Genomic DNA, 24,971 nt, shown 5'->3' with positions numbered 1-24,971 from the left:
GACATGGATAAATTTGTTCAGAGTTTAGTATCGTTCTCGCTTAAAAACCACATCATCGTCTTTTTCCTGACGGCGCTGTTGGTGGCGGCGGGAATCATAAGTTACATCAACACACCCATTGAGGCTTTCCCGGATGTGACCAATACCAGGGCCCGCATCATTACCCAATGGCCCGGCCGCAGTGCCGAGGAGGTAGAGAAGTTTATCACGCTGCCTATCACACGCCAGATGAACACCATACCGCGCAAGGCCGAGGTTCGTTCCACCTCACTTTTCGGACTGTCGGTGGTAACGGTGCTGTTCGACGAAAATGTGGATGATTTTTATGCCCAGCAGTATGCCTCGAACCGCATGCAAAGTATAGAGTTGCCCGAGGGAGCAGAGGCAGAAGTAGAGCCACCTTCCGGCGCTACCGGCGAAATTTTCCGTTATGTACTCAAAAGCAAATCGCGAGATATCAGCGACCTGACGGCTATACACGAGTGGGTAGTAGAGCGGGAGTTAGTAGGCGTGCCAGGCATTGCCGAAGTGATCAGTTTTGGCGGGGAGGAGAAGATTTATGAGATACAGGTAAACCCGGTAGAACTGGCAAACTATAACCTCTCGCCGCTGGATGTTTTTGAGGCAGTAGAGAAAAGCAACATCAACGTAGGCGGCGATGTGATCAACAAAGGCGATCAGGCATATGTGGTGCGTGGCGTGGGCTTGTTAGAGAGTGTGGCCGAGATTGAGAACATCCTGATCGAGAATGTGAACGGTACGCCGGTGCTGGTCAAGCATGTAGCCGATGTGAAGATTTCTGCCAAGCCGCGTTTGGGTCAGGTAGGGCTAGACGAGGACGATGACCTGGTGCAAGGCATCGTGATAATGCTGCGCGGGGAGAACCCAAGCGACGTGATTGAAAGGCTGAAGGACAAGATAGAGGAGCTGAACACTAGGATTTTGCCCTCCGATGTGAAGATTGAGGCGTTCCACGACAGAACCATACTCGTTGATAAGACAGTAAACACGGTGACACACAACCTGGTGGAAGGTATCATACTGGTGTCAGTGTTGGTATTTATCTTCCTGTTTAACTGGCGCACCACAGTTATTGTAGCCTCCGTTATCCCGCTGGCTTTCCTGTTTGCTATTGTCATGCTGCGCATCCAGGGCTTGCCAGCCAACCTCATTTCAATTGGTGCAGTAGACTTCGGCCTGTTGCTGGAAGGTACTATGGTAGTGGTGGAGCACGTATTTGTGGGGCTGGATAAACGGGCGCACCAGCTGGGTATGCCGCGCTTCAACAAAATCTCCAAGCTGGGTATCATCAAAAACCAGACACGCTCTGTGGCAAAGTCAATCTTCTTTGCTCAGATTATTTTGATCGTGGCGCTGATGCCGATCTTCACCTTCCAGAAAGTAGAAGGTAAGATGTTCTCGCCACTGGCCTTTACCTTGGGCTATGCGTTAATTGGTGCTGTGTTGCTGAGTTTGACCTATGTGCCGGCCATGTGCAAGGTGCTGCTGAACAAGAACGTGGTTGACCGCGAAAACCCAATCACCAACTTCATTCGTGGCATCCTGTTTAAATTGTACCAGCTGGGTGCGGTGAACAAAAAACTGACTATCGCGCTGTTCGGTGGGTTGCTGATTGCCTGCGGCTTTGGCTTTAGCCGGTTGGGCACCGAGTTCATCCCGCAGCTAAACGAAGGAGCGCTGTACGTACGAGCCACCCTACCGAACAGTGTGAGCCTGGATGAGTCGGTGAAGCTGACCAAAGAGATGAAAGCCAAATTCCGGGAGTTTGACGAGGTCGCTTTTGTACTGACGCAGACAGGCCGCCCCAACGACGGCACCGACCCGACCGGTTTCTTTAATATTGAGTTCCACGTGCAGCTCAAGGACGAAAGTGACTGGAGCCGCAAGTTGTCGAAACAGGACCTGCTTTCTGAAATGGAACAGTCGCTGGCCGTATACCCTGGGGTTACCTTTGGCTTCAGCCAACCTATCATGGACAACGTGGAAGAGTATGTATCTGGGGTGAAGAGCTCGCTGGTGGTGAAGATATTCGGCAACGACCTCTTTGAACTGGAGAGCACCGCTGACCAGGTGGCAGCCGCCATCAAAGATGTGGAGGGCATCGAAGACCTGAACATTTACCGCAACATTGGTTTGCCGGAGCTGCGCATTAAGCTGGATGAAAGCAGAATGGCCCGCTACGGGGTAAGTATGGCCGATGCACAGGCTGTAATCGAAATGGCCATCGGCGGAAAAGCTGCCACCTCGTTCTATGAAGACGAGCGCATCTTTGATGTGCGGGTGCGCTATGCGGAGCCATTCAGAAAATCGGAAGCAGAGGTGAAGAACATACTCGTGCCGGCCAACAGCGGCTCTATGATTCCGCTGTACGAGATCGCTGACGTAGGCTTCTTTACTGGTCCGGCTTTCATTTACCGCGAAGGGAGCAGCCGTTACATCGCCGTTGGTTTCTCGGTGCGCGGCCGTGACCTGGGCAGTACGGTAGAAGAGGCACAGAAACGGGTGGAGGAACGGGTCGTGCTTCCGGAGAGCTATGACTTAACGTGGGCAGGGGAGTTCGAGAACAAGGAGAGGGCCACCAGGCGCCTGGCTTACATCGTGCCGATCTCGCTCCTGATGATCTTCTTCCTGCTGTACGTCAACTTCGGTAACCTCAAAGACACGGTTATTTCGCTCATCACCATTCCGTTTGCCTTCATTGGTGGTTTCCTGTCGCTGTGGCTCACAGGTACTACCTTTGGCATATCGGCTGGTATAGGCTTTATCATCCTGTTTGGGGTGGGCACCATCGATGGAATCATTCTTATCGCCGTGATGAAGGACTACTTGCGCAGGGGGGTATCGCTTCAGAAGGCTATTTCAGAGGGTGTGTACAGCCGGATCAGACCTGTGTTTATGATCGCTATCATGGGATCGGCAGGTCTGTTGCCTGCGGCACTCTCCACAGGCATGGGCTCGGAGATTCAAAAGCCGCTTGCCATCATGATTGTAGGAGGTTTGATGATCTGCATGATTCTGTCTCTGATCGTGCTGCCACAGGTATACTATCTGGCCTACAGCAAATCAGAGAAAAAAAGAGAAAAAGTTACAGTTTAAGGTTAGGTTGTTTGTTAGACGGAGTGAGCAGAAGTTTTCTGCCCACTCCTTTTTTATTACCGTATCGAACTGCATTCTGTATGAGAACTAATCTTGCTTCCTCCCGAAACGATGAAATAAGGATAGATGCACCTTTTGATTATACCCATCTACATGACGAACGTCACCCATCTGTTTTAGATGTTAATTGAAAACAGCAGGATGAGGCTTTGGATTATCTTTTGAAATATATGAATCCCTTGCGCCCATAATTTTCACTCCAGCTGTTGTGTGTGTAAATTCTGTGAACTAGCTTTGCGCCCCGATGGTAAAGGCATTCCTAAAATATCTTACGTGCGTGTGCATACTACTGCTGTGCCTCTACAGCCAGTTGTATGCCCAAACAGGGTTTGACAGCCATTTCCATCCACATCACCTCACCAAGGCAGAGCTCGTACGCAAGGGTGCCGCGCATGGCAGCGTTAGCGCCCTACCCAACAGCGAGTCCTTCGACCGTAAGGTTGCTTCATCTGACCCGGAGAAAGGGTTTAAGGTAGAGGCAACCGACATCACGGAGGAAGATTATGCTTTTATTTCGTCTCAAAGGTTCTTTTGGTACAAGAACTACTTAACTGCTGCCTTTCTTGCCTTAGTACTCGCTTACTTTTTCCGCCACATTAAAATTGGCTTGCTCTTCTGCAAGCACTTTTCCTATTCCTTATCTCATAAAAGATACCTCCTGTTCGAGGTTTTCAGGACATGATCTAGTGCCTAGGCAGGCACTATCTCTGGACTCTGCGCTGTAACCGTACTTCGGGCTTTGGCTTTGTGTGCCGAACCAGAAAGTATAGCAGGATCTCTTATTCTCTTATGTTCCCCCTCCAATGAGAAGTAGGGCGGAAGATAGGACTTTCTGGGTGCTAATCCTGAGCTGAAGACGACGTAGAAGCAACTCCGCTACGGCTGCCTGCCTTCCTTTTAGTTATACTTCTTTACACCCCGGCATCCATGGCATAGGCAAATGGCTGCACAGGTGTATTGCGGTTACTCCTCTTTAACCATTTCATCAACAAAAGTTCATCATTTTAACCTAAGCCGTCATGAAGATCATGAAGAGAAATCTCATGCTTGTGGGATTGTGTGTCTTATTGTGCCAATCAAGTTGTACATCATCCAAAGGAGAAGAAATAAAGGAGAGCGAGGAAAAGCTCTTGGTCACCAGCCCCATGAAAATGGATACGACCATAACGGAAGACTACGTGAGCCAGATCAGCTCCATACGCCATATTGAGCTACGAGCCCAGGAAAGAGGCTACCTGCAGAAGATTTTTGTAGATGAGGGGCAGTTTGTGAAAGAAGGGCAACTCTTGTTTCAGATCATGCCTAAGCTGTACGAAGCCGAGCTGCAAAGGGCACAGGCCGAGGCCAATTTCGCCCGCATTGAGTACCTGAACACGAAAACGCTCGCCGACAGCAACATCGTGGCTCCCAACGAACTGGCCATGGCCAAGGCCAAGTTAGACAAGGCCAACGCCGAAGTAGCCCTAGCCAAGGTTCACCTTCAGTTCACTGAAGTCAGGGCCCCTTTCGATGGCATCATCGACCGCTTCCATGTAAGGCAGGGAAGCCTTATAGAGGAGGGCGACCTGCTTACGAACCTGTCTGACAACAGCAAAATGTGGGTGTACTATAATGTTCCGGAGGCCGAGTACCTGGAGTACAGAACCAAGACAAAGCAGGATAGCGCTGTGCGGGTGAACCTGTTGATGGCTAACAACAAGCTGTTTGACCACCCCGGCGTGGTAGAAACCATTGAAGCCGAATTCAACAACGAAACCGGAAACATTGCCTTCCGGGCCACATTCCCGAACCCGGACGGGCTGCTGCGACACGGGGAGACCGGTAATATCCGCATGGGTATTCCGCTTAAGAATGCGCTGCTGATTCCCCAAAAGGCCACCTTTGAGGTTCTGGACAAGAAATATGTGTACGTGGTGGATAAAAACAATGTGTTAAGGTCGCGGGAGATCACCATCGGAGCAGAGATTCCGCACATTTACGTGGTGCAGGATGGCTTGGCGGAGGATGACAAGATCCTTTTGGAGGGCTTGCGACTTGTACGGGAAAACGAGAAAGTACAATACAAGTTCTTAAAGCCCAACACCGTCTTGTCTCAGCTAGACCTATATGCAGAATAGATCGCTCATCTAAACGCAGAAGACATGTTTCAAAAGTTCATACATAGACCCGTATTCGCTATTGTGATATCGGTCATGATTGTTTTTGTAGGCACCTTGGCTATCAAGAAGCTGCCTATTTCCCAGTTCCCGGAGATTGCCCCCACAACTGTTAACATCTTTATTGCCTACCCGGGATCAAGTGCCGATGTGCTGGTAAATTCTACGCTGATTACGCTGGAGAACGCAATAAACGGGGTTGAGGGCATGCGGTATATCGCCACGGATGCCACTAGTGCCGGTGAGGCTACCCTTCGGGTGATATTTGATCCGGGCACAGACCCTAACGATGCAGTAGTGCGGGTGAAGACGCGGGTGGACCAGGTAATGCCGCTGTTGCCGGAACTGGTTCAGCGCGAAGGTGTGGTGATCACGCCCATTCAGCCAAGTATGTTGATGTACGTGAACCTCTACTCCAAGAGTGAAAGCATGGATGAGAAGTTCCTCTTCAACTACGCCACCGTAAAGATGATCCCGGAGATCCAACGGATCAAAGGGGTGGCCCGGGCGCAGATTTTGGGTAGCCGTAGGTATGCGATGCGTATCTGGCTGAACCCGGACCGCATGCGTGCCTATAACATCTCGGTAGATGAGGTAATGAAGGCGCTGGGCGAGCAAAGTATCATTGGCCGCCCTGGTAGGCTGGGCCAAAGCTCCGGCATAGCGGCCCAGTCGCTGGAATACGTGCTGACTTACAAGGGCCGGTATAACAAGCCGGAAGAGTATGAGGGGGTAATCATCCGCGCCAATGCGGAAGGGGAGAGCATCCACCTGAAGGATATCGCCACCGTTGAGCTGGGCAGTGAGTTCTTCGATATCTACTCGAACCTGGACGGCAAACCATCGGCCGCGATTGTACTGAAGCAGAACTATGGCAGTAATGCCAGCGATGTGATTGCAGACGTGAAAGCCCAGCTCGAGGAAATGCGCCCTTACTTCCCCCCGGGAATGGACTACAAGATCAGCTATGACGTTTCTCAGTTCCTGGACGCTTCCATTGAGCAGGTGATTCATACCTTGCGCGACGCATTTATACTTGTTGCCATCGTTGTTTTCATTTTCCTCGGCGACTGGCGCTCCACGCTGATTCCGATTCTGGCGGTACCGGTGTCCCTGATCGGGGCCTTCTTCGTGATCCAGTTCTTTGGGCTTTCCATTAACCTGGTGACGCTTTTTGCCCTGGTGCTGGCCATCGGTATTGTGGTGGATGACGCCATTGTGGTGGTAGAGGCCGTCCATGCCAAAATGGAGGAAGAACCGCACCTCTCGCCTTACAATGCTGTTAAAAAAGTGCTCGGAGAGATCAGCGGGGCTATTATCGCCATCACGGCCGTTATGGTGTCGGTGTTTCTGCCTATCTCGTTCATGTCGGGTCCGGTAGGCACGTTTTACCGCCAGTTCTCTATCACCATGGCCAGCTCTATCGTGATCTCGGCCTTGATAGCCCTCACGCTTACCCCGGTATTGTGCGCTATGCTGTTAAAGAACCACCATGGAAAAGAAAGGAAGAAAAACCTGCTCACCAAGGCCCTCGACAGCTTTAACCGTGGGTTTGATAAACTGACCGGAAGGTATGTTGGCCTGCTGAGAAACATCGTGAGCAGAAAATGGCTTACGTTCGGCATCTTACTGGCTTTTGGCTTAGGCATCTTCTACGAAAACCAGGTGCTGCCGGCAGGCTTTATCCCGAATGAGGACCAGGGAACTATTTACGCCATTATTCAGACCCCTCCGGGCTCTACCCTGGAAAAAACCAACCAGGTATCCCAAAGGCTTCAGAAAATATGCGAGGAAATTGAAGGAGTCGAATCCGTGTCCTCGCTGGCAGGCTACGAGATCATGACCGAAGGCCGTGGCTCCAACGCTGGTACCTGTCTCATCAACCTGAAACCGTGGTCGGAACGTCATCATAACGTGAAGGAAATTATGGAGGAACTGGAGGAGAAATCGAAAGGCCTTGGGGCTATTGTCGAGTTCTTCGAGCCACCGGCTATTCCTGGCTTCGGCTCCTCAGGCGGTTTCTCGATGCGTTTGCTGGATAAAAACACCGATACCGACTACCATGAGTTTGATAAGATAAACCAGGAGTTCATGGATAACCTGAGCAAGCGCAAAGAGCTGACAGGCTTGTTTACCTTCTTCGCGGCCAACTATCCGCAGTACGAGCTGGAGATAGACAACAAGTTGGCCATGCAGAAAGGGGTGTCCATTGAGGATGCCATGGAAAACCTTAACATTCTGATCGGTAGTACCTACGAGCAAGGGTTCATCAAATTCAATCAGTTCTTCAAGGTTTATGTGCAGTCTGACCCACAGTTCAGAAGGATGCCTTCTGATGTTCTGAAGCTTTATGTCAGGAACGACCACGGGGAAATGGTGCCTTACTCTGCATTCATGAAGCTTAAGAAGACGCAGGGCCCTAACGAAGTTACCCGCTTCAACATGTATAACTCGGCCGCCATTCAAGGGCTTCCGGCCAAAGGCTATACGACGGCCGATGCCATTCAGGCAGTACAGGAAGTGGCCAAAGAGACCTTGCCCAACGGCTACGACATTGCCTGGGAAGGCCTATCGTATGATGAAGCCGGCAGGGGCAATGAGGCGCTTTACGTGTTCCTGATTGTGGTGGTGTTTGTATACTTTGTGCTGGCCGCGCAGTACGAGAGCTTTATCATTCCGTTGGCAGTGGTCTTCTCACTGCCGGTGGGAGTGTTCGGCTCCTTCATGCTGCTGCAACTGATGGGGCTGGAGAACAACATCTATGCGCAGGTAGGGCTCATCATGCTGATTGGCCTGTTGGGCAAAAACGCCGTGCTGATCGTGGAGTTTGCCGTTCAGAAGCGGCAGGAAGGAGCCACTATTTTTGACGCCGCCATAGCAGGCGCGAAAGTGCGCTTCCGCCCGATCCTGATGACTTCCTTTGCCTTTATCGCCGGTTTGATACCGCTGATCATCGCCACTGGTGCAGGAGCCATCGGCAACCGGACCATTGGTGCTTCTGCCTTGGGAGGAATGCTGTTCGGAACAGTCTTCGGCGTCATCATCGTGCCTGGGCTGTACTACATATTCGCGCATTTGGCAGATGGTCGCCACTTGATCCAAGATGAAGATGAAGTTCCTTTAACTGAAGATTATGTCCACCATGCTTAAAAGAGAAATATATAAATGGGTAGGAGTAGCCTGCTTGTCGTTAGCCTTTACGGCCTGCAAAACTCCATCTGTGGTAGAAAGATCAGTGAACACGGCGGTGCCTGCGAGTTACAACAACTCGCAGGACACCACCAACACGGCTGAGGTGCAGTGGAAGCAGTATTTCGAAGACCCGTACCTGAGCGCCCTGATTGACACGGCCTTGCAGAACAACCAGGAGCTGAACATTACCTTACAGGAAATCGAGATTTCCCAGAATGAGGTAAGGGCCAGCAAAGGCGAGTACCTGCCGTTTGTAGGTGTGAGGGCAGGGGCCGGGGTCGACAAAAGGGCGCGCTACACCAACATAGGGGCCATGGAGGCTACCACCGACATTAAACCGGATAAGGAGATGCCGGAGCCACTGCCGGACTTTTTGGTGGGCCTGTATGCGAACTGGGAAGTGGATATCTGGAGCAAGCTGCACAACGCTAAAAAGGCGGCGGTAGCCAGGTACCTGTCTTCTGTAGAGGGCAGAAACTTCATGGTCACCAACCTGATTGCCGAGGTTGCGAACTCCTACTATGAATTGCTGGCGCTCGACAGCCAGTTGGCGATCGTAAGGCAGAACATCGAGCTTCAGAGCAACGCCCTGAGAATCGTAAAGCTCCAGAAGCAGGCTACGCGGGTAACAGAGCTGGCCGTGCGGAAGTTTGAGGCAGAAGTGCTCAGCACCCAAAGCCTGGAATATGACATCCAGCAGAAGATCACCGAAACAGAAAACAGGATCAACTTCCTGGTGGGCCGCTATCCACAGCCTATCCAAAGGAGCGAGCAGAGCTTCCTGGATCTGGTGCCGGGGCCTGTTCAGGCGGGAATACCTGCCCAACTGCTGCAAAACCGCCCAGACATTAAACAGGCTGAGCTTGATCTGGCTGCCGCCAAACTGGATGTGCAGGTGGCCAAAGCCAGATTTTACCCTTCGATAGGCATTACGGCAGGGGTAGGCTTTCAGGCTTTCAACCCGGCTTACTTACTCCAAACGCCAGAGTCGTTGCTGTACTCGCTGGCAGGGGATTTAGCAGCTCCTTTAATCAACCGGAATGCTATAAAAGCAACGTACTCGAGCGCAAATGCAAAGCAGCTACAGGCGGTTTATAACTATGAGCGCGCTGTGCTAAACGCCTACGTGGAAGTGGCTACCCAACTGTCCAGGATCAACAACCTCGAAAAGAGTTATGATCTAAAATCCAGGCAGGTAGAGGCGCTCAACCAGTCGATCGCTATCTCAAACGACCTGTTCAGGTCAGCCAGGGCAGACTATATGGAAGTTCTGATGACACAACGCGATGCGCTGGAGTCGAGGTTTGAGCTTGTTGAGACCAAGATGCAGCAAATGAATGCCAAGGTAAACATTTACCGGGCATTAGGTGGCGGGTGGAATTAACTAAAGGGCCTTAAGCAGGCGCCACCAAAAGGTTAACAGGTGCAGAGCCCTTATTTTACAACATTGTAAAATAAGGGCTCTGTTCTGTTTCCGGCAGGGCCTGAGGAAGAGGGTGATGAGCCATCCAAAGGCTGAATACTGGAATGTCGGGTTGTACTTGGATTTTTGACGTTACTTCTAGGGTTGCCAAAGAGGTGGTGGCGTCTCGAAAGAAAGCGAGTTCTCCTGCCTTAGCCCACCTTTAGGGAGGTCATGGTAAGGGAACCTCCCACCACTTTATCATTAAAGAAGGAGACGTCATCCTTGCTGCCCTTCAGGCCCAATGTATAGAGCAGCGGCCAGTAGTGCTCCGGAGTTGGAATGGCCAGCATGGCTTCTCGACCCAGTTGCTCGTACTTTATCAGCTTATCGTGGTGGCCGTTACGGATAAGGCCTTTAAACGTCTTGTTCATCTGTACCGCCCAGTCAAAGCCGTATTCCGGCTCGTTAATTTTATCCCAGGCCACCATGCGCAGGTTGTGCACCATGTTGCCGCTGCCCATAATCAATACGCCCTTTTTGCGGAGCCCCGCCAGCTCTTTTGCCAGCTCATAATGGTACTGAGGTCCTTTGGTGTAATCGATGCTTAGCTGCAGCACCGGGATTGTGGCATCGGGGTACATGTGCCGCGTGATAGTCCAGGCGCCATGATCGAGGCCCCAGTCGTGGTCCAGTTCCACGGCAGCCGATCGGATGATGGAGGCTGTTTCCTTAGCCAGCTCCGGGTTTCCGGGCGCCTTGTACTGTACATCAAACAACTCCTGCGGAAAGCCGCCGAAGTCGTGGATGGTCTTCGGGAAATCCATGGCCGTGATGCGGGTGCCTCTACTCAGCCAGTGGGCTGAGATCACCAGTACAGCCTTCGGTGTCGGGATTTCTTTAGCCATTTGCTTCCATTTCTGGCTGAACTCATTGTCTAAAATGCCATTCATGGGGGAGCCATGGCCGATAAAAAGAACCGGCATCAGTTGCTCCTGCTCAGGCAAGTTATCTGTAAATCTGTTGAATGCGGATAATGTGGTCATACCTACAGCTCCTGTTAAAAGTGTTTTGATAAACTGTTTCCGTTGCATAACAGCTCGGTCGTTTAAGTGAAAATAAGCTGTAACCCAGCTTGCTTTTTCCTGTGGGCACCGGTACTAAGCGCGGTGTTTCATCCGTGTAGCCGGTTAGCAGCCAGGGCTACTGTATCGCTATACTTCCTTTTTTAGCAGTTTCCCCAGGAAATTTTCTTCCTGGGGAAACCTGCTCTGAAGTTAATCTACTGTATCGAGAACCTTTTGACGGCGGCCTCTTTCAGCATCTTTTGCTGCAGCAGATAATCCACCGAGTATCTGCCACTGCCTGCCAGCAGCAACATAGTATAAATTAACAGGTACAGAAGCCCCAGCTCTTTCTGGGCAAAGGGGTCAGCACCGTGCACCAAGAATACTGCCGCCAGCATCGTAAGGATCAAAGGGAGGGCAGCCAGCCGCGTGGCCAAACCAACCAGGACCAGCAGTGAACAAACTACCTCGGCGAACACGGCCAGGGCAAGTGTGCCTGCCGCACTAAGGCCGACGAGGGCCGGAAACTGAACCGGTTCACCGGAGAAAAGCATGTCCAGCTTCGGCCACCCATGCGTGAGCATCAAGGCAGCAATGGCTACCCGGGCGATCAACAGCGCCGCATCGATGCCGTTTGCGCTCTGGTACACGTTTAGAAACTTTTTCATTGCTGATGCTTCTGTAGGATTACTGAATAAACTCGCCGTCCGCTTTGATGCGTACTTCATCGCTGATCATAGGGGCGGGGAAATCATTTCCCAGGTTGAAGTCAGAACGCTTGATGGTGCCTGTTACCTGGAAACCTGCCGTTGGTTTCTTGTTCATCGGGTTTTCTACCGTGCCCCTGTACACCATATCCATAGTGACTGGCTTGGTCACGCCGTTCAACGTTAGGTTGCCTGCGAGCTTGTAGTTGTTGTTGGCCGTTTTCTTGACAGAAGTACTCTTAAAAGTGATAGCTGGGTGTTTCTCCACATTGAAAAAATCCGGGCTCATGAGGTGCTTGTCTCTGTCTTCCACCCCGGTATCGATAGAGGCAGTTTTAGCGGTCAGCTCCACAACCGCATCGCTGAAATCCGGTTTAGCCGACGTTATCTTCACGTCAAAGTCGTTGAATGTGCCGGATACATCCGCAATACCCAGGTGAGACACGGTGAAGCCGAGCTGCGAGTGCGCATCATCGTTCGTCCAGCCCGTATTCAGGGTTGTGAAAGCCGTAAGCGAAAGAAAAGCAAAGAAAATAAGGGATAACCTTTTCATAAAATCTATAAGTTAAATGGTGTATATTAGAATTAGCTATAATTTACTTACTGGTGCAGGATCTTCCAGCCAGCAAGCCAGTTATAGTCATACTTCATGTTCAGTTGAATGAGCAAAAGCTGCATGCGCTCCAGGGTCCTGCTCACAGCCAGATCGCCAGCTACGATAGGATTGAAACCGGCCGTACCAACCAGTTCTGAAACCGTCTGCAAAGCCTCCTCATCGTTGCCTGCCACGAATGCGTCCGCCTGTTTGCCATCGATGACGGGCGTTGCAAAGTCAGCGGCGAACGTGGTGTTGAAAGCTTTCACCACCTTTGAATTGGGCAATCGCTTCTGCAGCTCCTCTGCCGCACTTGTGTCGGGCGCAGTTACCAGGCCATCATAGGTGTCGTTAAGCGGGTTGGCAATACTGATGACGATCTTTTGGTTGGCAACCTCCCTGATCTTCTCGGCCACCTCTTGCTCTGCAGCGTAGGGAACAGCCACGATAATGATGTCCGCTTCCCAGAAGGCATCCCGGGAGCAGTCTGCTGCCTCCACCTCCGCAGATGGGTTGCTACGTTTGATTTCTGCTGCCACTGCCTGTGCCTTCTCCAGGTTAGTGGCGCAAAGGAGTAACCTGTAGTTGCCCCGGGACAGGCTCTTGGATATGGCGGAGCCCATGTTTCCGGAGGCTCCTATTATGGCTATGGTTTGCATCGTCTTCATAGGTTTTGTTTGTTGACGATACAAAGGTACGGCCGCAACATGCCCCGTTGCATTGCGCCCGGTCAAGAAAAAGCATTGATTTAGATCAATGCTTTTGGGGATGCACCTTATGAGTTGGAGGAGATTCTTTTTCGGATGCGGCTCAGTGTTTCGGGGGTAAGGCCGATGTAAGAGGCAATCATGTGCTGGGGGACACGCTGCGCGATGTGCGGGTAGAGGGCGATGAAATCCTGGTACCGCTCTTCCACGGAGGAGCTGATAGTAGAGGTTAGCCGCCGCTGCATAGCCAGGTAAGCCCCGGTAATGTTAAGCCGGGTAAAGGTTTCATACTTGGGCATGGTTTGCAGCAACTCCTCATGGGCGGATTTGCTGATGAGCACCAATTCCGAGTCCTCCAGGGCATCAATGTTATACGTGGCCGGCTCTCCTGTCAAAAAACTGTATAAGTCCGAGATTATCCAGCCTTCCAGCCCAAACTGTATGATGTGCTCGTTGCTGTTGTCGTCTACGGAATAGGCGCGCAGAGCCCCTTTCTCTATAAAGGCGATGGCTTTGCATACGTCACCCTCCTGTAGGAGGTACTGCTTCTTCCGGAGCTTCTTAAAAGTGAGGTACGTCTTGATGCGCGCCTGTTCCTCTTCCGTAAGCCCTACCTTGTTGTTCAGATTCTGAAAGAATAAATCGTACATCGCGTGGTGGTTGTCGTCAGTCTTCTGTAAAGGTAGGGAAAGCCGCTCCCTATCTCCATCCTATACTTGCCTTTTATACTTTAACTTAAATCCTGCGCAAGTGTTCGGCGTGCGAACATAGCATGTATTGCCTTTACATAAAACAGCTTTTAAGGGAAGCAGGCTAGGTGTAGCTGCTGTGGGAGAATCGCTGTCCTATAGCGGGACCCACTGTTATCTCAAGCCACTGCGCTTTCAAAAGTAGGGACTCGGATCTTGGAAGATAGCACCCTTTGCTGAAGCATGAAGCTTACGGTTTGGCTCGCAACGATTTAGGGACTGTAGTAGAATAGGTTAAGCACCTGCAAAGTATAAAACCCACTGCCATGCCTAGTAAAAGGGGCTTTAAGCAAGTATGAATAAGGTAGGTTAGAAAACAATGAATTGGCCTGGCAGTCAGGCAATGCTAGTTGGCTCCCTTCTTTGCTATTTCAAGCCTATTTTGATTGCTGGACAGGAAAGGCTTTATAAATGTAAGTGACTATTCTATAGTGACATAGGTTGACAAATGTCTGGCTTTTAGTATAAGCGACGGCTAAATGGCAATAATTACGTATACAACTCCTGCTGTTGACCAGGTCTTTTTACCCGAGCTACTACACCTGGTAAGATACTGCTCAACCGTTGTGACAAACTTTCTTCGTTATCCATATCTTTGCGTGTCTTTTACTTCTTTCTAGCGGAATGATTGCTGTTTCAAACAACCCTTACTACGAATTGAATTACGACCGTAGTAAAAACCGTGTTTACCTCAGAATTAATAATTACTGGAAGTCGCCCGAAGTAGTGCCTGGTTACCTGGGAGATTGGGACAAGGTTATCGGATTAGCACAACCAGGTTTTACGCTGCTGGCAGATTTTCGAAACATGCTCACGCACCCTGCTTCAGTGAAAGCAATGCACGAGGCAGTTGCCAACCGTTTGGCTGAGTCGCAAATCTCCTATGTGGCGGAAGTATCCCCTATAGATAAAATTGCTGTTCTGCAGGTGAGCGGCGTATTAAAGCAGATTGGCCGAGGAAGTTTTAAAGTGGCCGATGTTATACTTGGCGAGCACATCCTTAACCAACTGAACGAGGCTTAACCTGAGCGGGCACCCGTAAAAAGAGCATCCGGTGAACCTGATCCTCTTGGATAGAGTGACCTGAGCGCTGCTGTGTTTCAGCCCGCTACGAGGCTAAAAAAGGAGTGGCTGTCTTCTTCAAAACAACTATAGCTCTTCCCCATCTGGAAAGAGGGGCGGAGCTATCCATAGTTTATCGTGTAAGCCATTAGTTTCCATGGTTTTGTCAATCGCTATTTTGAGGTGTTCAGCCTAAGAATAACCGTTCCTCATTGAACTTTACTACAGGCAAAACTTTTTTTGTCTCTTTTCAACCTACATACTTTCTGGTTCTTGCTGTTGCTCTCTCAAAAATTTGATTTTCAGGAGGAATTGAAGTGTAAGATGCCCCTGGTACAGTTTATCTCTGTCCTGCTTAGTAAGCTTCTGCAGTAACAGAGAAATCACATCAATGCGTTAGGTTTGTTTGTTTTGCTGCAGCAACAAATCTGCTCACGGATAGTTATTGTGGGGCAGGCTTTATCCAAATCCTTCTAGATGCTATCTTTTGCTTTTCTGATGCTACTTTCCGATTGCTCATCGGAACAAGCTATCTTGGTGCAGCCGTTTCAAGAGAAAACACCTTTGATTCCTGGTGCTGATTGTTTCAACTACGATGAGGAATTATTTTCCTATCAAGCAGTAATCAGTTGGTAAAAGGCAGGGTGCAGGGAGCAAGTAGGAGGGGTAGGTTTCTAGTGGAGTCGTGTTTCTAAACGTATTATAAGTTTATGAAAGTATTATTGTTGGAGGATGAGCCTAAAGTCGTTTCGCTTATAAAAAGGGGGCTTGAGGGCGAAGGCTATGAGTTTTCCGTGGCTATGGATGGGTACACGGCCCTAAAGATGGTAGGCCTTAACCATTATGATATTATCATTCTGGACATCATGGTGCCCGGCCTCAGCGGTCTGGAAGTGTGCAAGCAAATAAGGGAGGCGGATCTTGAAACCCCCATCCTCATCCTGTCGGCGCTTGGTTCCACGGAGCACATTGTGGCAGGCTTCAACAGCGTGGCCGATGATTATATGGTGAAGCCGTTTAACCTTGCAGAGCTGCGTGTGCGGATGCAAAGCCTTGTCAGGAGGGCCAGCAGGGATTTGGCGCAGCACAACATCGTTTCTTTGGCTGACCTGAAGGTGGATTTTGACACCATTGAAGTTACCCGCAACAACAAGCTTATCTCCTTGACCGGTACAGAGTTCCGGCTGCTGGAGTACCTGATCAGAAACAAAAGAAAGGTGCTGCCCAGGCTGGACATCCTGGAGAACGTATGGGGGGCAGACTTCGACATGGGCACCAATGTGGTGGACGTGTATATAAACTACCTGAGAAAAAAGATTGATAAGGAATTCACGCCTAAGCTTATTCACACGGTTGTGGGAGTAGGCTATGTGATGAGAGCACAGTAAGATGAAACTGCAATACTCGCTGATACTTATTTTTACAGGTTTAATGGCGCTCCTGCTTTTGGGCATTAACCTGGTCATGTACTCGATGTCTTCGGGCTACAGGGAACATGGGTTTTACATCAGTATGGAAAACAGCGCGAGCATAGTTGCCAGCGCTGTGCTACAGCAGGAGAAGGCAGAAGATTTTTACGCCATCAAAAACAATATCCTGCAGCACCTGGAAGAGGAGGAGGAGTACATTATGCGCATTAAGCCGGGCAGCAAGGATGTACAGTTCCCGGCCTCCCTGCCTCTGGATGAGTCGTTCTACTGGCAGGCGATTAATACCGGCAGGGCGCGCCGGAGATACAGGTAGACCGGGTAACACATGCAATGCAGGAGGTGCTGGTGACGGGCCGCAAGGAAACCGACTACATGAATGACTACAGCTTTGTCGGCACACGATTGCAGAGCAGGGTAGTGGAGGTGCCGCAGACTATATCCGCTGTTACCAAAGAGCTCATGGAGGACCAGCAGGCCTTCCGGGTGACGGACGTGGTGCAGAACCTGGCAGGGGTGAACCAGTATTCAGCCTACGACGATCTGACCATCCGCGGCTTCCGCAACGGCTATGAGACCGGATACCGACTGGTGAACGGGCTGCGCTCAGGCTACGGCTACGGCACGAGCTTCTTTCGGGTGCCGCTCACGGTGAACATGGAGAGCGTGGAGGTGCTTAAAGGTCCCGGTGCGGCCCTCTTCGGCGACATTAACCCCGGCGGCACCGTCAACCTGGTGACCAAAAAACCCCTGGAAGATGAGCGGAAAGCAGTGAACTTTTCTGTGGGCAGCTTCCAGTCCATGCGCGGAACCTTGGACCTGACAGGCCCCCTGAACGAGGACAAGTCTTTGCTCTACCGGCTTAACATTGGCTACGAGGATACCAAGACCTTTCGGGAGGTGAATGACCGCCGCTCCCTGATGCTAGCGCCTACCGTCACCTTCCGGCCAACGGACAAAACCACCGTGAACGCAGAGCTGGTTTACAGTAAGTTCGACGGTTACCTCGACCGCGGCATGGGCATCAGGGGCGGGGATCTCTACGCCCTGCCGAGATCCTTTACCCTGAGCCAGCCGAGCGATTACTACCGCGTCAACGACGTGTCTCTGAATGCCTCGCTCAACCACCGATTCACTGATTGGCTGTCTTTCAACGCGGCTTACATGAAGTTCGTGTACCACGAGGAGCTGAGCGAGCACCGCACCCTGAACACTTTTGCCGATGCGCCCGCCAATACCATCATGAACATGCGCTACATGGAGAAGCAGGTCAGCGAATACACGGATAACCTTTCCACTTATTTTGCTATCAGCGGCCACACCGGTAAGCTGCGGCACAGTCTGGTGGCAGGGGCCGACTTCGTTAGGTTCCAGACAGACAAGCGGGGGCACCAGTGGGAGGCACGCGAGATGGAGATAGACGGGCAGCGGGTGCCGTTGACTTTTGATTTGAGCAACCCGACCTACGAACTCCGGAACCCTAGCAAGTACATCCGTCGGCCGCTGGCTTCCTTCTTTCTAGACTACCTTAATGCAGGCTACAGCACCACAGGGTTGTATGTGCAGGACCAGGTGGACGTATCGGATCGCCTGAAGGTGCTCCTGGGGCTGAGGCAGGAGTTCTTCCGTGACCAGCGCAAGTATGAAAACGGAGAGGAGAAGGTGCACCAGAATGTGCTGCTGCCCAGAATGGGCCTCACCTATCAGGTAAAGGAGAACCTTTACTACTTCGCCAGCTACAGCCAGGGCTTTAAGCCCATAGACCCGGCCTTTGTCAGGAACTATGAAAATTACGGCGGTACCAGCCCCTTCGACAGTGAGACCAGCTTTCAGGTAGAGTCGGGGGTAAAAGGGGAGTTCCTGGGCAAACGCCTGCTCTCTACATTGTCGGCCTTCCACATCGAGAAGCGTAACACGCTGGTTAACACAGGCCAGGTAACGGAGGCTGGCAACCCGGTCTACCGCCAGAACGGGCGCATCAAATCGCAAGGCGTAGAGTTGGAGGCGACTGGCAGCATAACCCACAACTTCAACCTCAGCGCCAATTATGCCTTCAACCGTACAGAGGTAGTATCCTCTGGCCTTCCTGCTGAAGAAGGGCTGCAGGCGCCCAACGCGCCGGAGCACTCTGCCGGATTCTGGGCTAAGTATACTTTCATGGGAGGCGGCTTGGACGGCTTTGGCTTGGCCTTGGGAGGGAATTATGTAGGCATGCGCAGGATGGAGCTACAGGTGCAGGATGTAAGCTCTGGCGAACTCTTTTGGGATTATTGGCCATCCTACACTGTGGTGAATGCGGCTGTCTTTTACAAGGTGAACAAGTTCAAGCTCAACCTCAACCTCAATAACATGTTCGATGAGTACTACTTTGTGGGCGGCTATGACTATATGCGCGCTTTCCCAGGGGCACCTCGGAACTTTAGCTTCTCCCTAGGCTACACCTTTTGATCCGTTTAGAGAAAATACATGCGTTGGCTCGTAGCAAGGGCAGCCGCTTTTGCCAAGCAGCGTAGTAACCCTTGTCACAGGCTTGGAGACCTTGGATGGATGTTCAAACTGCACAGTTATACTTCGCAGTCAGGTAGGTCGGGCCAAACCATAAAGCTGTTGGTTGAACAGTGTCATCCTGAAGCTGCCGGCCGGCGGCAAACCAATCTGGTATCCCTGAGCTGGAAAGCTGGACGTAAATCAAGGAAACCAAACATCCTCCTATTGCCTTAGTCTAATCAACCCATCCTTTCGCTGCCATGAATCAAGCTGGCTTGCGGTAGCCCTAACAACTGAATGCGTTGCTGGCAGTGCTGAAGCCCTGCTGTGCGTTTAATTTTGCTGCGTCTCTTACAGCCATTGATGCACCTTACTTTGCTGTGCAGGAGGAAATACCCAGGTGCGCGGATGAGGCGGAAGCTACTTTCAGAACCAAGTCCGCAAAACACGGTATATCCTTTTGAAGAAAGCTGATCGGAGGGGTCAGCAGGCACCAACTCTTACGATATTTGGCGATGGCGACCAGTTGGCACACAAAAACAAAGGAAGAAGTACTGACGGAGCTTAACACCTCGGCCGAGGGGCTCTCAGGCGACAAGGCGGAGGCCCGGTTAAAGGAATACGGACATAACAGGTTGGAGGAGGCGCGCCGAAAGAGCCCGCTCAAGATGCTGTTGCAGCAGTTCACCGAGACTATGGTGGTCATACTTATTGTGGCGGCACTGCTGTCTATGTTCCTTGGCAAAACAACAGAGGCCGTGGCCATCCTGGCCATTGTGCTGTTGTTCGGTATACTTGGTTTCATTCAGGAGTATCGGGCAGACCGTGCGATGGCTGCGTTGAACCGGATGGTCGTGCCGAAGGTAAGGGTCAGGCGCAGTGGCAAAGTACAGGAAGCCGCTGCTACGGAGCTAGTGCCGGGAGATATTGTAGAACTGGAAGCCGGTAACATCGTGCCGGCAGACCTCCGCATGCTGGAGACCTTTAACCTAAAGGTACAGGAGGCAGCCCTGACGGGTGAGTCTGAGCCCATTGAAAAAGACTCTGCCCCGTTGGTGGAGGAAGATGTATCCTTGGGAGACCGCAAAAACATGGCCTATATGGGCACTGTCATTACGTATGGCAGAGGGGTGGGAATCACGGTGTCAACCGGAATGAAGACCGAACTGGGAAAGATCGCGACCCTGATCGGGGCGGTAGAAACCGGCAAAACACCGCTTCAGGACAAGCTGGACAGGTTGGGGAAGGTGCTGGCTTTGCTAGGAGTTGCCGCCGCCGCCCTGGTGTTTGGGATGGGAATGCTGATGGGAAAAACGGCAGCAGAAATGTTCCTGACGGCTGTCAGCGTGGCTGTGGCGGTGGTGCCAGAGGGTTTGCCCGCCGTGGTGACCATTACACTGGCCCTCGGCGGGCAGCGCATGCTGAAGCGAAACGCCCTGATCAGGAAACTGCCCGCTGTCGAAACGCTTGGTTCGGTTACCGTTATCTGCTCTGATAAAACAGGTACCCTCACGCAGAACCGAATGACTGTAACGGTAGTGGACCTGCCGGAACGCAAAGTAGAGATAGGCCCGGCAAGTATGGCCAGCAGCAAGGCAGGTGAAACGGAAGCAGACCTGGATTTCGCACTTGCCATTGCCGTGCTTTGCAACGACGCCAGACTGGAAGCGGGGGATGACCTTGAAAAGGCCATAGGTGACCCGACAGAAACTGCTTTGTTGGTGGCCGGCGTGAAGAGAGGTATCCATAAGGAGCCACTGGAGAGGTCGGTGCCAAGGGTGGGTGAGCTGCCCTTCGATAGTGTCAGGAAGAGTATGTCCACAATCCATAGGGTTGAGGATGGGCTTCCGCTCTACTTCGAGGCGCTTCAGGACAAGCCTTTTCTGCAGTGCACGAAAGGAGCACCCGACTCCCTGCTGCGTATGTGCGACTTTGTGTGGGTAAAAGGCGACCATGTGCCTCTTGACGATGCCTGGCGCGAGCGGATTCTGGATGCCAATACGAAACTGGCGGAGAATGGCATCCGGGTACTAGGCCTTGCCTTTGGCAAGTTGGACGAAGCAGATAGCTCCGCTGATAAGGAGCAAGGCCTCACCTTTGTCGGGCTTGCAGGTATGATAGACCCTCCACGGCAGGAGGTGAAAGCTGCAGTGGAGACCTGTCGGCAGGCGGGCATCAGGCCCATCATGATTACGGGAGATCACCCTTTGACAGCTGCGGCAATAGCACGGGAACTGCGCTTTGAGAGCACACCTGCGGTTTCAGGAGAGACGCTGCAGCACGTAAGTGAAGACAAGCTTATGGCTTTAGCGGAGAAAACATCTGTTTATGCACGTGTATCCCCGGAGGAAAAGCTAAAGATAATAAATGCCCTGCAGCGCAAGGGCGAGATCGTGGCGATGACTGGTGACGGGGTAAACGATGCCCCTGCTTTACGAAAAGCTGACATTGGGGTAGCCATGGGAATTACAGGTACGGATGTAGCCAAGGAGGCGGCAGATATGGTGCTACTGGATGATAACTTCACCACCATTGTAGCAGCAGTGGAAGAAGGGAGGGTTATTTTTGACAACCTGCTCCGGTTTGTGAAGTTCTCCCTTGCCGGAAACATAGGAAAGGTGCTCATCATGCTGCTTGCCCCTTTTTTCGGAATGGTGATAGCCTTGGAGCCGCTACAACTGTTGTGGCTAAACCTGCTGACAGATGGCTTGTTGGGGCTTGGTCTGGGAACAGAGCCGGCCGAGAGTGATACGATGCAAAGGCCGCCGCGTGACCCGGAGAAGGGGGCGCTGGATAGAAAAGATTCTTTTCAGATGATAGTCGTTGGAGGAGTTATTGCCGCCGTTTCGCTAGGATTGGCGGTATACTATCATAACCCTGCTGATCCGGAGGATGTGACATGGCAGACAATGATTTTTGCTACTGTCGGGTTTTCCCAGATATTTCAGGCGCTTGCCCTACGCTCTTCAGCCCATTCGCCTTTGTCTGTTAGAACTAACCCCCTGATGGCGGTAGTCATCGTTTCGGCCATACTGCTACAACTCGCGGTCATCTATATTCCTGGCCTGGAGACTTTTTTTAAGCTAACGCCCTTAGCGGCAGAAGACCTGCTCATTGCCGTACTAGCAGGAAGTGTCGTGTTCCTTGTGATCAGGCTTGGGAGAAAGGTGTTTTAGAACTGAAAAGTATTCCGGTTGCTTTAATGTGTTTGGCTGAGGTACTCCTGGTTCCAGGACGTTAGGCTCAGGAACAAGGCACGGCATCCGCAGTCTGGGCAAGTATAAATGGGTTGGGGAAAGAATTTGTAATCCTAAGGCTTGCACATTCCGTTCCGTCTCCAGTTGGTGTGCTTCGTTGTGAATTCGTGACGCTAACACTTTGATGTGTACAACGACACCTTGTATGTTTACGAGCACCGGCATGGAAGCGCGATGCATGTACAGCAACGGGTGAAAGTTACGCCGCTGGTTCTCCTGGCCATCTTCATAATGGGACCGAGTGAACCCCTGGTGCCCCTGCTTTTTTATTCCGGTACCACTAGTTCAGCTTTAGAAATAGGAGTCGTTATAGCGGTTTTTGCTGGATCTACGGTCTTTACCATGCTCACCATGGTACTCCTGGGCCTGTGCGGGTTCTCATTCTTTCAGACGGCCAGTTTAGAGCGTTACATGCACGCTGTCAGCGGGGCAGTAGTTTCCATTTGCGGAGCCGGTATGCTCTTCTTCGGATGGTGATTTGCTGTGACATTGCTCTAAGCGAATGGCCTGCCAAACGCAGGTAAAGGAGGAGCAGCCTCTTTTCTGCTACCACACCGGCGCAATGGCCTTTTTGCAGGGCGTAGTTATCCTTCACCAATCCTGTTTTTGTGCCTGCAGCAGCAGTACTTTTATACTTGCTTTGATGCCGAGATGCTTCTCCTTGCTGCCTTCTACTCCCAGGTTACAGCGCCTGCTGCCGTATGGCCTCTACGTCGGCAAGTGCCCGTTCCAGCGGCTCGCCCAATATGCGGCTGCCACTGTCGGTGATCAGCAGGTCGTCTTCAATGCGGATGCCGCCAAAATCGCGATAACTGTCCAGTAACTCAAAGTTGATGAACTGCTGGGCTACTTTGTCGTTTCGGCGTATGTCAATGAGCTCAGGAATAATGTAGATGCCTGGCTCCACCGTCAGTACAAAACCTGGCTCCAGTGCACGACCCAGGCGCAGCGACTTTAGCCCGAATTCGGTGCTTTTGCGCAGCTCTGAAGTATAACCGACGTATTGCTCGCCCAGGTTTTCCATGTCGTGCACATCCATGCCCATCATGTGGCCCAAACCACATTGGAAGAACATGGTATGCGCACCTGCCTGCACGGCTTCTTCGGTATCGCCACGCATCAGCCCCACCTGTTTCAGCCCATCTGTTAGCTTGCGGCAGGCCAGCAGGTGCACATCTTTGTACAGCATACCCGGCTTCAGGGCAGCCATGGCGGCTTCGTGTGTCTCCAGCACCACCTGGTATAGTTCGCGTTGGCGCTCTGTAAATGTTGGCCCCACCGGGAACGTGCGGGTCATGTCGCCGGCGTAGCCTGCCGTGGTCTGTATGCCGCCATCAAACAAGAGCATATCCTCATGCCGCAAGGTGTTGCCGCGGTAGTGGTTGTGCAGGATGTGCCCTTGTGTGGTGCAGATAAGCGGGAAAGAAAGGTGATTTCCTGTCGCTTCTGCATAGCGAACCGCTTCGGAGGCCACTTCATGCTCTTTCATGCCTTCGCGGGCAAACTGCATCACGCTGCGGTGCATGCGCGAGGTGTAGGTAACGGCTCGCTCGATCTCCGCTATTTCAGCATCGGATTTAATGGAGCGTTGTGCCACCACGGCTTGTATCAGGTGCAGGCTCGGTTCCAGTACAGTTTTCCTAGTCCAGACCTGTAGTTTGAGCTGATGCTCGGGGCGGTAAGGGGGCAGGTAATGCAGTTTTGTTGCTCCGGCCACGTAGTCGGCTAGCTTCTCGGTTGACAGCACCTTGTGTACACCCACCTGTTCGGCGAGCGAGGCCAGGCTGGGCAGCGGTCCTGTCCACACGACATCATCTATACTTTGCTCCGGTCCGAAAAGGATTACTTCGTTGCGGTCTATATCGATTACGCCCGTCAGGTCAGCCAGGTCCAGGCCGAAGTAGTAGCGGAAGGTGCTGTCCTGGTAAAAAGGATACCAGTTGTCCTTGTAATTCATACTGGCTTCCTCGTTGCCCAGGAGTAGAACCAGGCCCTCGCCGAGTTGTTGTTTCAGTTGCTGGCGACGTTGGGTATAGGTGTTTGCATCAAACATATTAGATGGCTTCAGATTAAGTTTATACTTTATTTACAGATGCCTGGCGGCGGAAATCGCGTGGGGTGATGCCGATGGTCTTAATAAACACCCGGTTGAAATGCGACAGGTTGGCAAAGCCGCAGGTGAAGGCGATGCTGGCAATGGTCTGGTCAGAATGCAAGAGGGCCTGGCAGGCGTTACTTAAACGAAGCTCGTTCAGAAAAGTGACCAGGGTTTTGCGGGTGCGTTCTTTAAAGAAGCGGCAAAAAGCCTCGCGGCTCATGTTGGCGACCGAGGCCACCTCCTCCAGGGTGAGCTGCCGGTGGCTCTCTTCTACCAAAAACTGCAGCACCTGCTCCATGCGCTTGCCTTCGCGCTCACTCAGGTTGTGCATCTGGTCGGCCAGGTTCAGGCGCTGCAGCGTAGCCTGGTGCATCAGTTCGTCCACCAGTTGCAGGGCGCCCACCACTTTGCCCAGATGGTGCCTGTGGTGTAGCTGCCGTACCTGCTCCACAAAATTATCCGGCTCCGCCAGACATACCTTGTAGCAGCCACTCAGTTGCTCAAAAAACTCTTTTACTTCCTGCATTTCCTCAGCCGCCCAAAAAGCTTCACCGAAGGCACGCAAGTCGAAGAACAGGATGATACTGTGGCTTTGCCGGGCTTTGTCGTGCTGATAGTAGGCATCGTCGCTGCGGAACACGTGGGGCACGTTCTGGCCCAGCAGGAAAATGTCACCTGGCCCGAAGCGGCCGATGTAGTCGCCCACGATCAGTTTGCCCTCGCCTTCCAGGATGCAGCTCAGCTGTATTTCGGGGTGCTGGTGCAGTTTATCGTAGAAGTAGGCCTGGCAATCCACCTGGTAGCGGATCAACTCTTTGCTCGGCTTCGGTATTTTAAACGGAATGACCTTCATGATGGTACCATGTTAGCTATTCTCAGGGTCACTTG

General features: G+C 51.9%; 17 protein-coding genes. 10 read left to right on the top strand and 7 right to left on the bottom strand.

Annotation, left to right across the window (positions count from 1 at the left end):
• Positions 1-3: 3 nt before the first annotated feature.
• From PXG97_RS04305 to PXG97_RS04285, 5 genes are all read left to right on the top strand, one after another.
• Positions 4-3,117: an efflux RND transporter permease subunit gene (locus PXG97_RS04305; protein ID WP_276496484.1), complete on the top strand. Its 3,114-nt coding sequence runs from the start codon at positions 4-6 to the stop codon at positions 3,115-3,117.
• A gap of 337 nt (positions 3,118-3,454) precedes the next feature.
• Positions 3,455-3,859, top strand: a complete 405-nt coding sequence (locus tag PXG97_RS04300; protein WP_276496483.1) for a hypothetical protein — start codon at positions 3,455-3,457, stop codon at positions 3,857-3,859.
• Between the two features lie 346 nt (positions 3,860-4,205).
• A complete protein-coding gene (locus tag PXG97_RS04295) occupies positions 4,206-5,294 on the top strand; it encodes an efflux RND transporter periplasmic adaptor subunit (RefSeq protein ID WP_276496482.1) in 1,089 nt (362 codons plus the stop codon).
• Between the two features lie 24 nt (positions 5,295-5,318).
• The gene (locus PXG97_RS04290) at positions 5,319-8,483 is read left to right on the top strand and encodes an efflux RND transporter permease subunit (protein WP_276496481.1); all 3,165 of its coding nucleotides are present in this window, start codon (positions 5,319-5,321) and stop codon (positions 8,481-8,483) included.
• Positions 8,476-9,909, top strand: coding sequence for a TolC family protein (locus PXG97_RS04285; RefSeq protein ID WP_276496480.1), 1,434 nt, complete (start codon positions 8,476-8,478; stop codon positions 9,907-9,909). Before PXG97_RS04290 ends, PXG97_RS04285 begins: the two co-directional genes overlap by 8 nt.
• A 230-nt stretch (positions 9,910-10,139) precedes the next feature.
• On the opposite strand, the gene ygiD is transcribed toward PXG97_RS04285, so the two are convergent.
• From ygiD to PXG97_RS04260, 5 genes are all read right to left on the bottom strand, one after another.
• The gene (gene ygiD / locus PXG97_RS04280) at positions 10,140-10,973 is read right to left on the bottom strand and encodes a 4,5-DOPA-extradiol-dioxygenase (protein WP_276496479.1); all 834 of its coding nucleotides are present in this window, start codon (positions 10,971-10,973) and stop codon (positions 10,140-10,142) included.
• Positions 10,974-11,209: 236 nt separating this feature from the next.
• Entirely contained in the window at positions 11,210-11,662 is a 453-nt protein-coding gene (locus PXG97_RS04275; RefSeq protein WP_276496478.1) for a DoxX family protein, read from the bottom strand.
• A 19-nt stretch (positions 11,663-11,681) separates the two neighbouring features.
• On the bottom strand, positions 11,682-12,254 hold the full coding sequence (locus PXG97_RS04270) for a YceI family protein (protein WP_276496477.1): 573 nt from the start codon (positions 12,252-12,254) through the stop codon (positions 11,682-11,684).
• Positions 12,255-12,301: 47 nt separating this feature from the next.
• Positions 12,302-12,964, bottom strand: coding sequence for an NADPH-dependent F420 reductase (locus PXG97_RS04265; RefSeq protein ID WP_276496476.1), 663 nt, complete (start codon positions 12,962-12,964; stop codon positions 12,302-12,304).
• A 107-nt stretch (positions 12,965-13,071) separates the two neighbouring features.
• Complete coding sequence (locus PXG97_RS04260) at positions 13,072-13,653, bottom strand: Crp/Fnr family transcriptional regulator (protein ID WP_276496475.1); 582 nt, start codon at positions 13,651-13,653, stop codon at positions 13,072-13,074.
• A gap of 723 nt (positions 13,654-14,376) precedes the next feature.
• Here PXG97_RS04260 and PXG97_RS04255 point away from each other — a divergent pair.
• The 5 genes from PXG97_RS04255 (at position 14,377) to PXG97_RS04235 (ending at position 21,904) form a co-directional block, all read left to right on the top strand.
• The gene (locus tag PXG97_RS04255; RefSeq protein ID WP_276496474.1) at positions 14,377-14,775 is read left to right on the top strand and encodes a hypothetical protein; all 399 of its coding nucleotides are present in this window, start codon (positions 14,377-14,379) and stop codon (positions 14,773-14,775) included.
• 749 nt (positions 14,776-15,524) lie between these two features.
• Positions 15,525-16,202, top strand: coding sequence for a response regulator transcription factor (locus PXG97_RS04250; RefSeq protein ID WP_276496473.1), 678 nt, complete (start codon positions 15,525-15,527; stop codon positions 16,200-16,202).
• Between the two features lies 1 nt (position 16,203).
• Positions 16,204-16,557 (top strand): hypothetical protein, encoded by a 354-nt coding sequence (locus PXG97_RS04245; RefSeq protein WP_276496472.1) that lies wholly within the window; start codon positions 16,204-16,206, stop codon positions 16,555-16,557.
• A 17-nt stretch (positions 16,558-16,574) separates the two neighbouring features.
• Positions 16,575-18,689, top strand: coding sequence for a TonB-dependent siderophore receptor (locus PXG97_RS04240; protein WP_276496471.1), 2,115 nt, complete (start codon positions 16,575-16,577; stop codon positions 18,687-18,689).
• Positions 18,690-19,243: 554 nt separating this feature from the next.
• Complete coding sequence (locus PXG97_RS04235) at positions 19,244-21,904, top strand: cation-translocating P-type ATPase (RefSeq protein WP_276496470.1); 2,661 nt, start codon at positions 19,244-19,246, stop codon at positions 21,902-21,904.
• Positions 21,905-22,667: 763 nt separating this feature from the next.
• Here PXG97_RS04235 and PXG97_RS04230 read toward each other — a convergent pair.
• Together PXG97_RS04230 and PXG97_RS04225 are read right to left on the bottom strand one after the other, a co-directional pair.
• Complete coding sequence (locus PXG97_RS04230) at positions 22,668-24,038, bottom strand: aminopeptidase P family protein (protein ID WP_276496469.1); 1,371 nt, start codon at positions 24,036-24,038, stop codon at positions 22,668-22,670.
• A gap of 22 nt (positions 24,039-24,060) precedes the next feature.
• Positions 24,061-24,936 (bottom strand): helix-turn-helix domain-containing protein, encoded by an 876-nt coding sequence (locus PXG97_RS04225; RefSeq protein ID WP_276496468.1) that lies wholly within the window; start codon positions 24,934-24,936, stop codon positions 24,061-24,063.
• Between the last annotated feature and the right edge of the window lie 35 nt (positions 24,937-24,971).

Origin of the sequence: Pontibacter litorisediminis (assembly GCF_029360645.1) — a bacterium.
Taxonomy (GTDB): Bacteria; Bacteroidota; Bacteroidia; order Cytophagales; family Hymenobacteraceae; genus Pontibacter; species Pontibacter litorisediminis.
The sequence above is the reverse complement of the archived record's forward strand: the minus strand, read 5'-3'. Positions and strand labels throughout refer to the sequence as shown.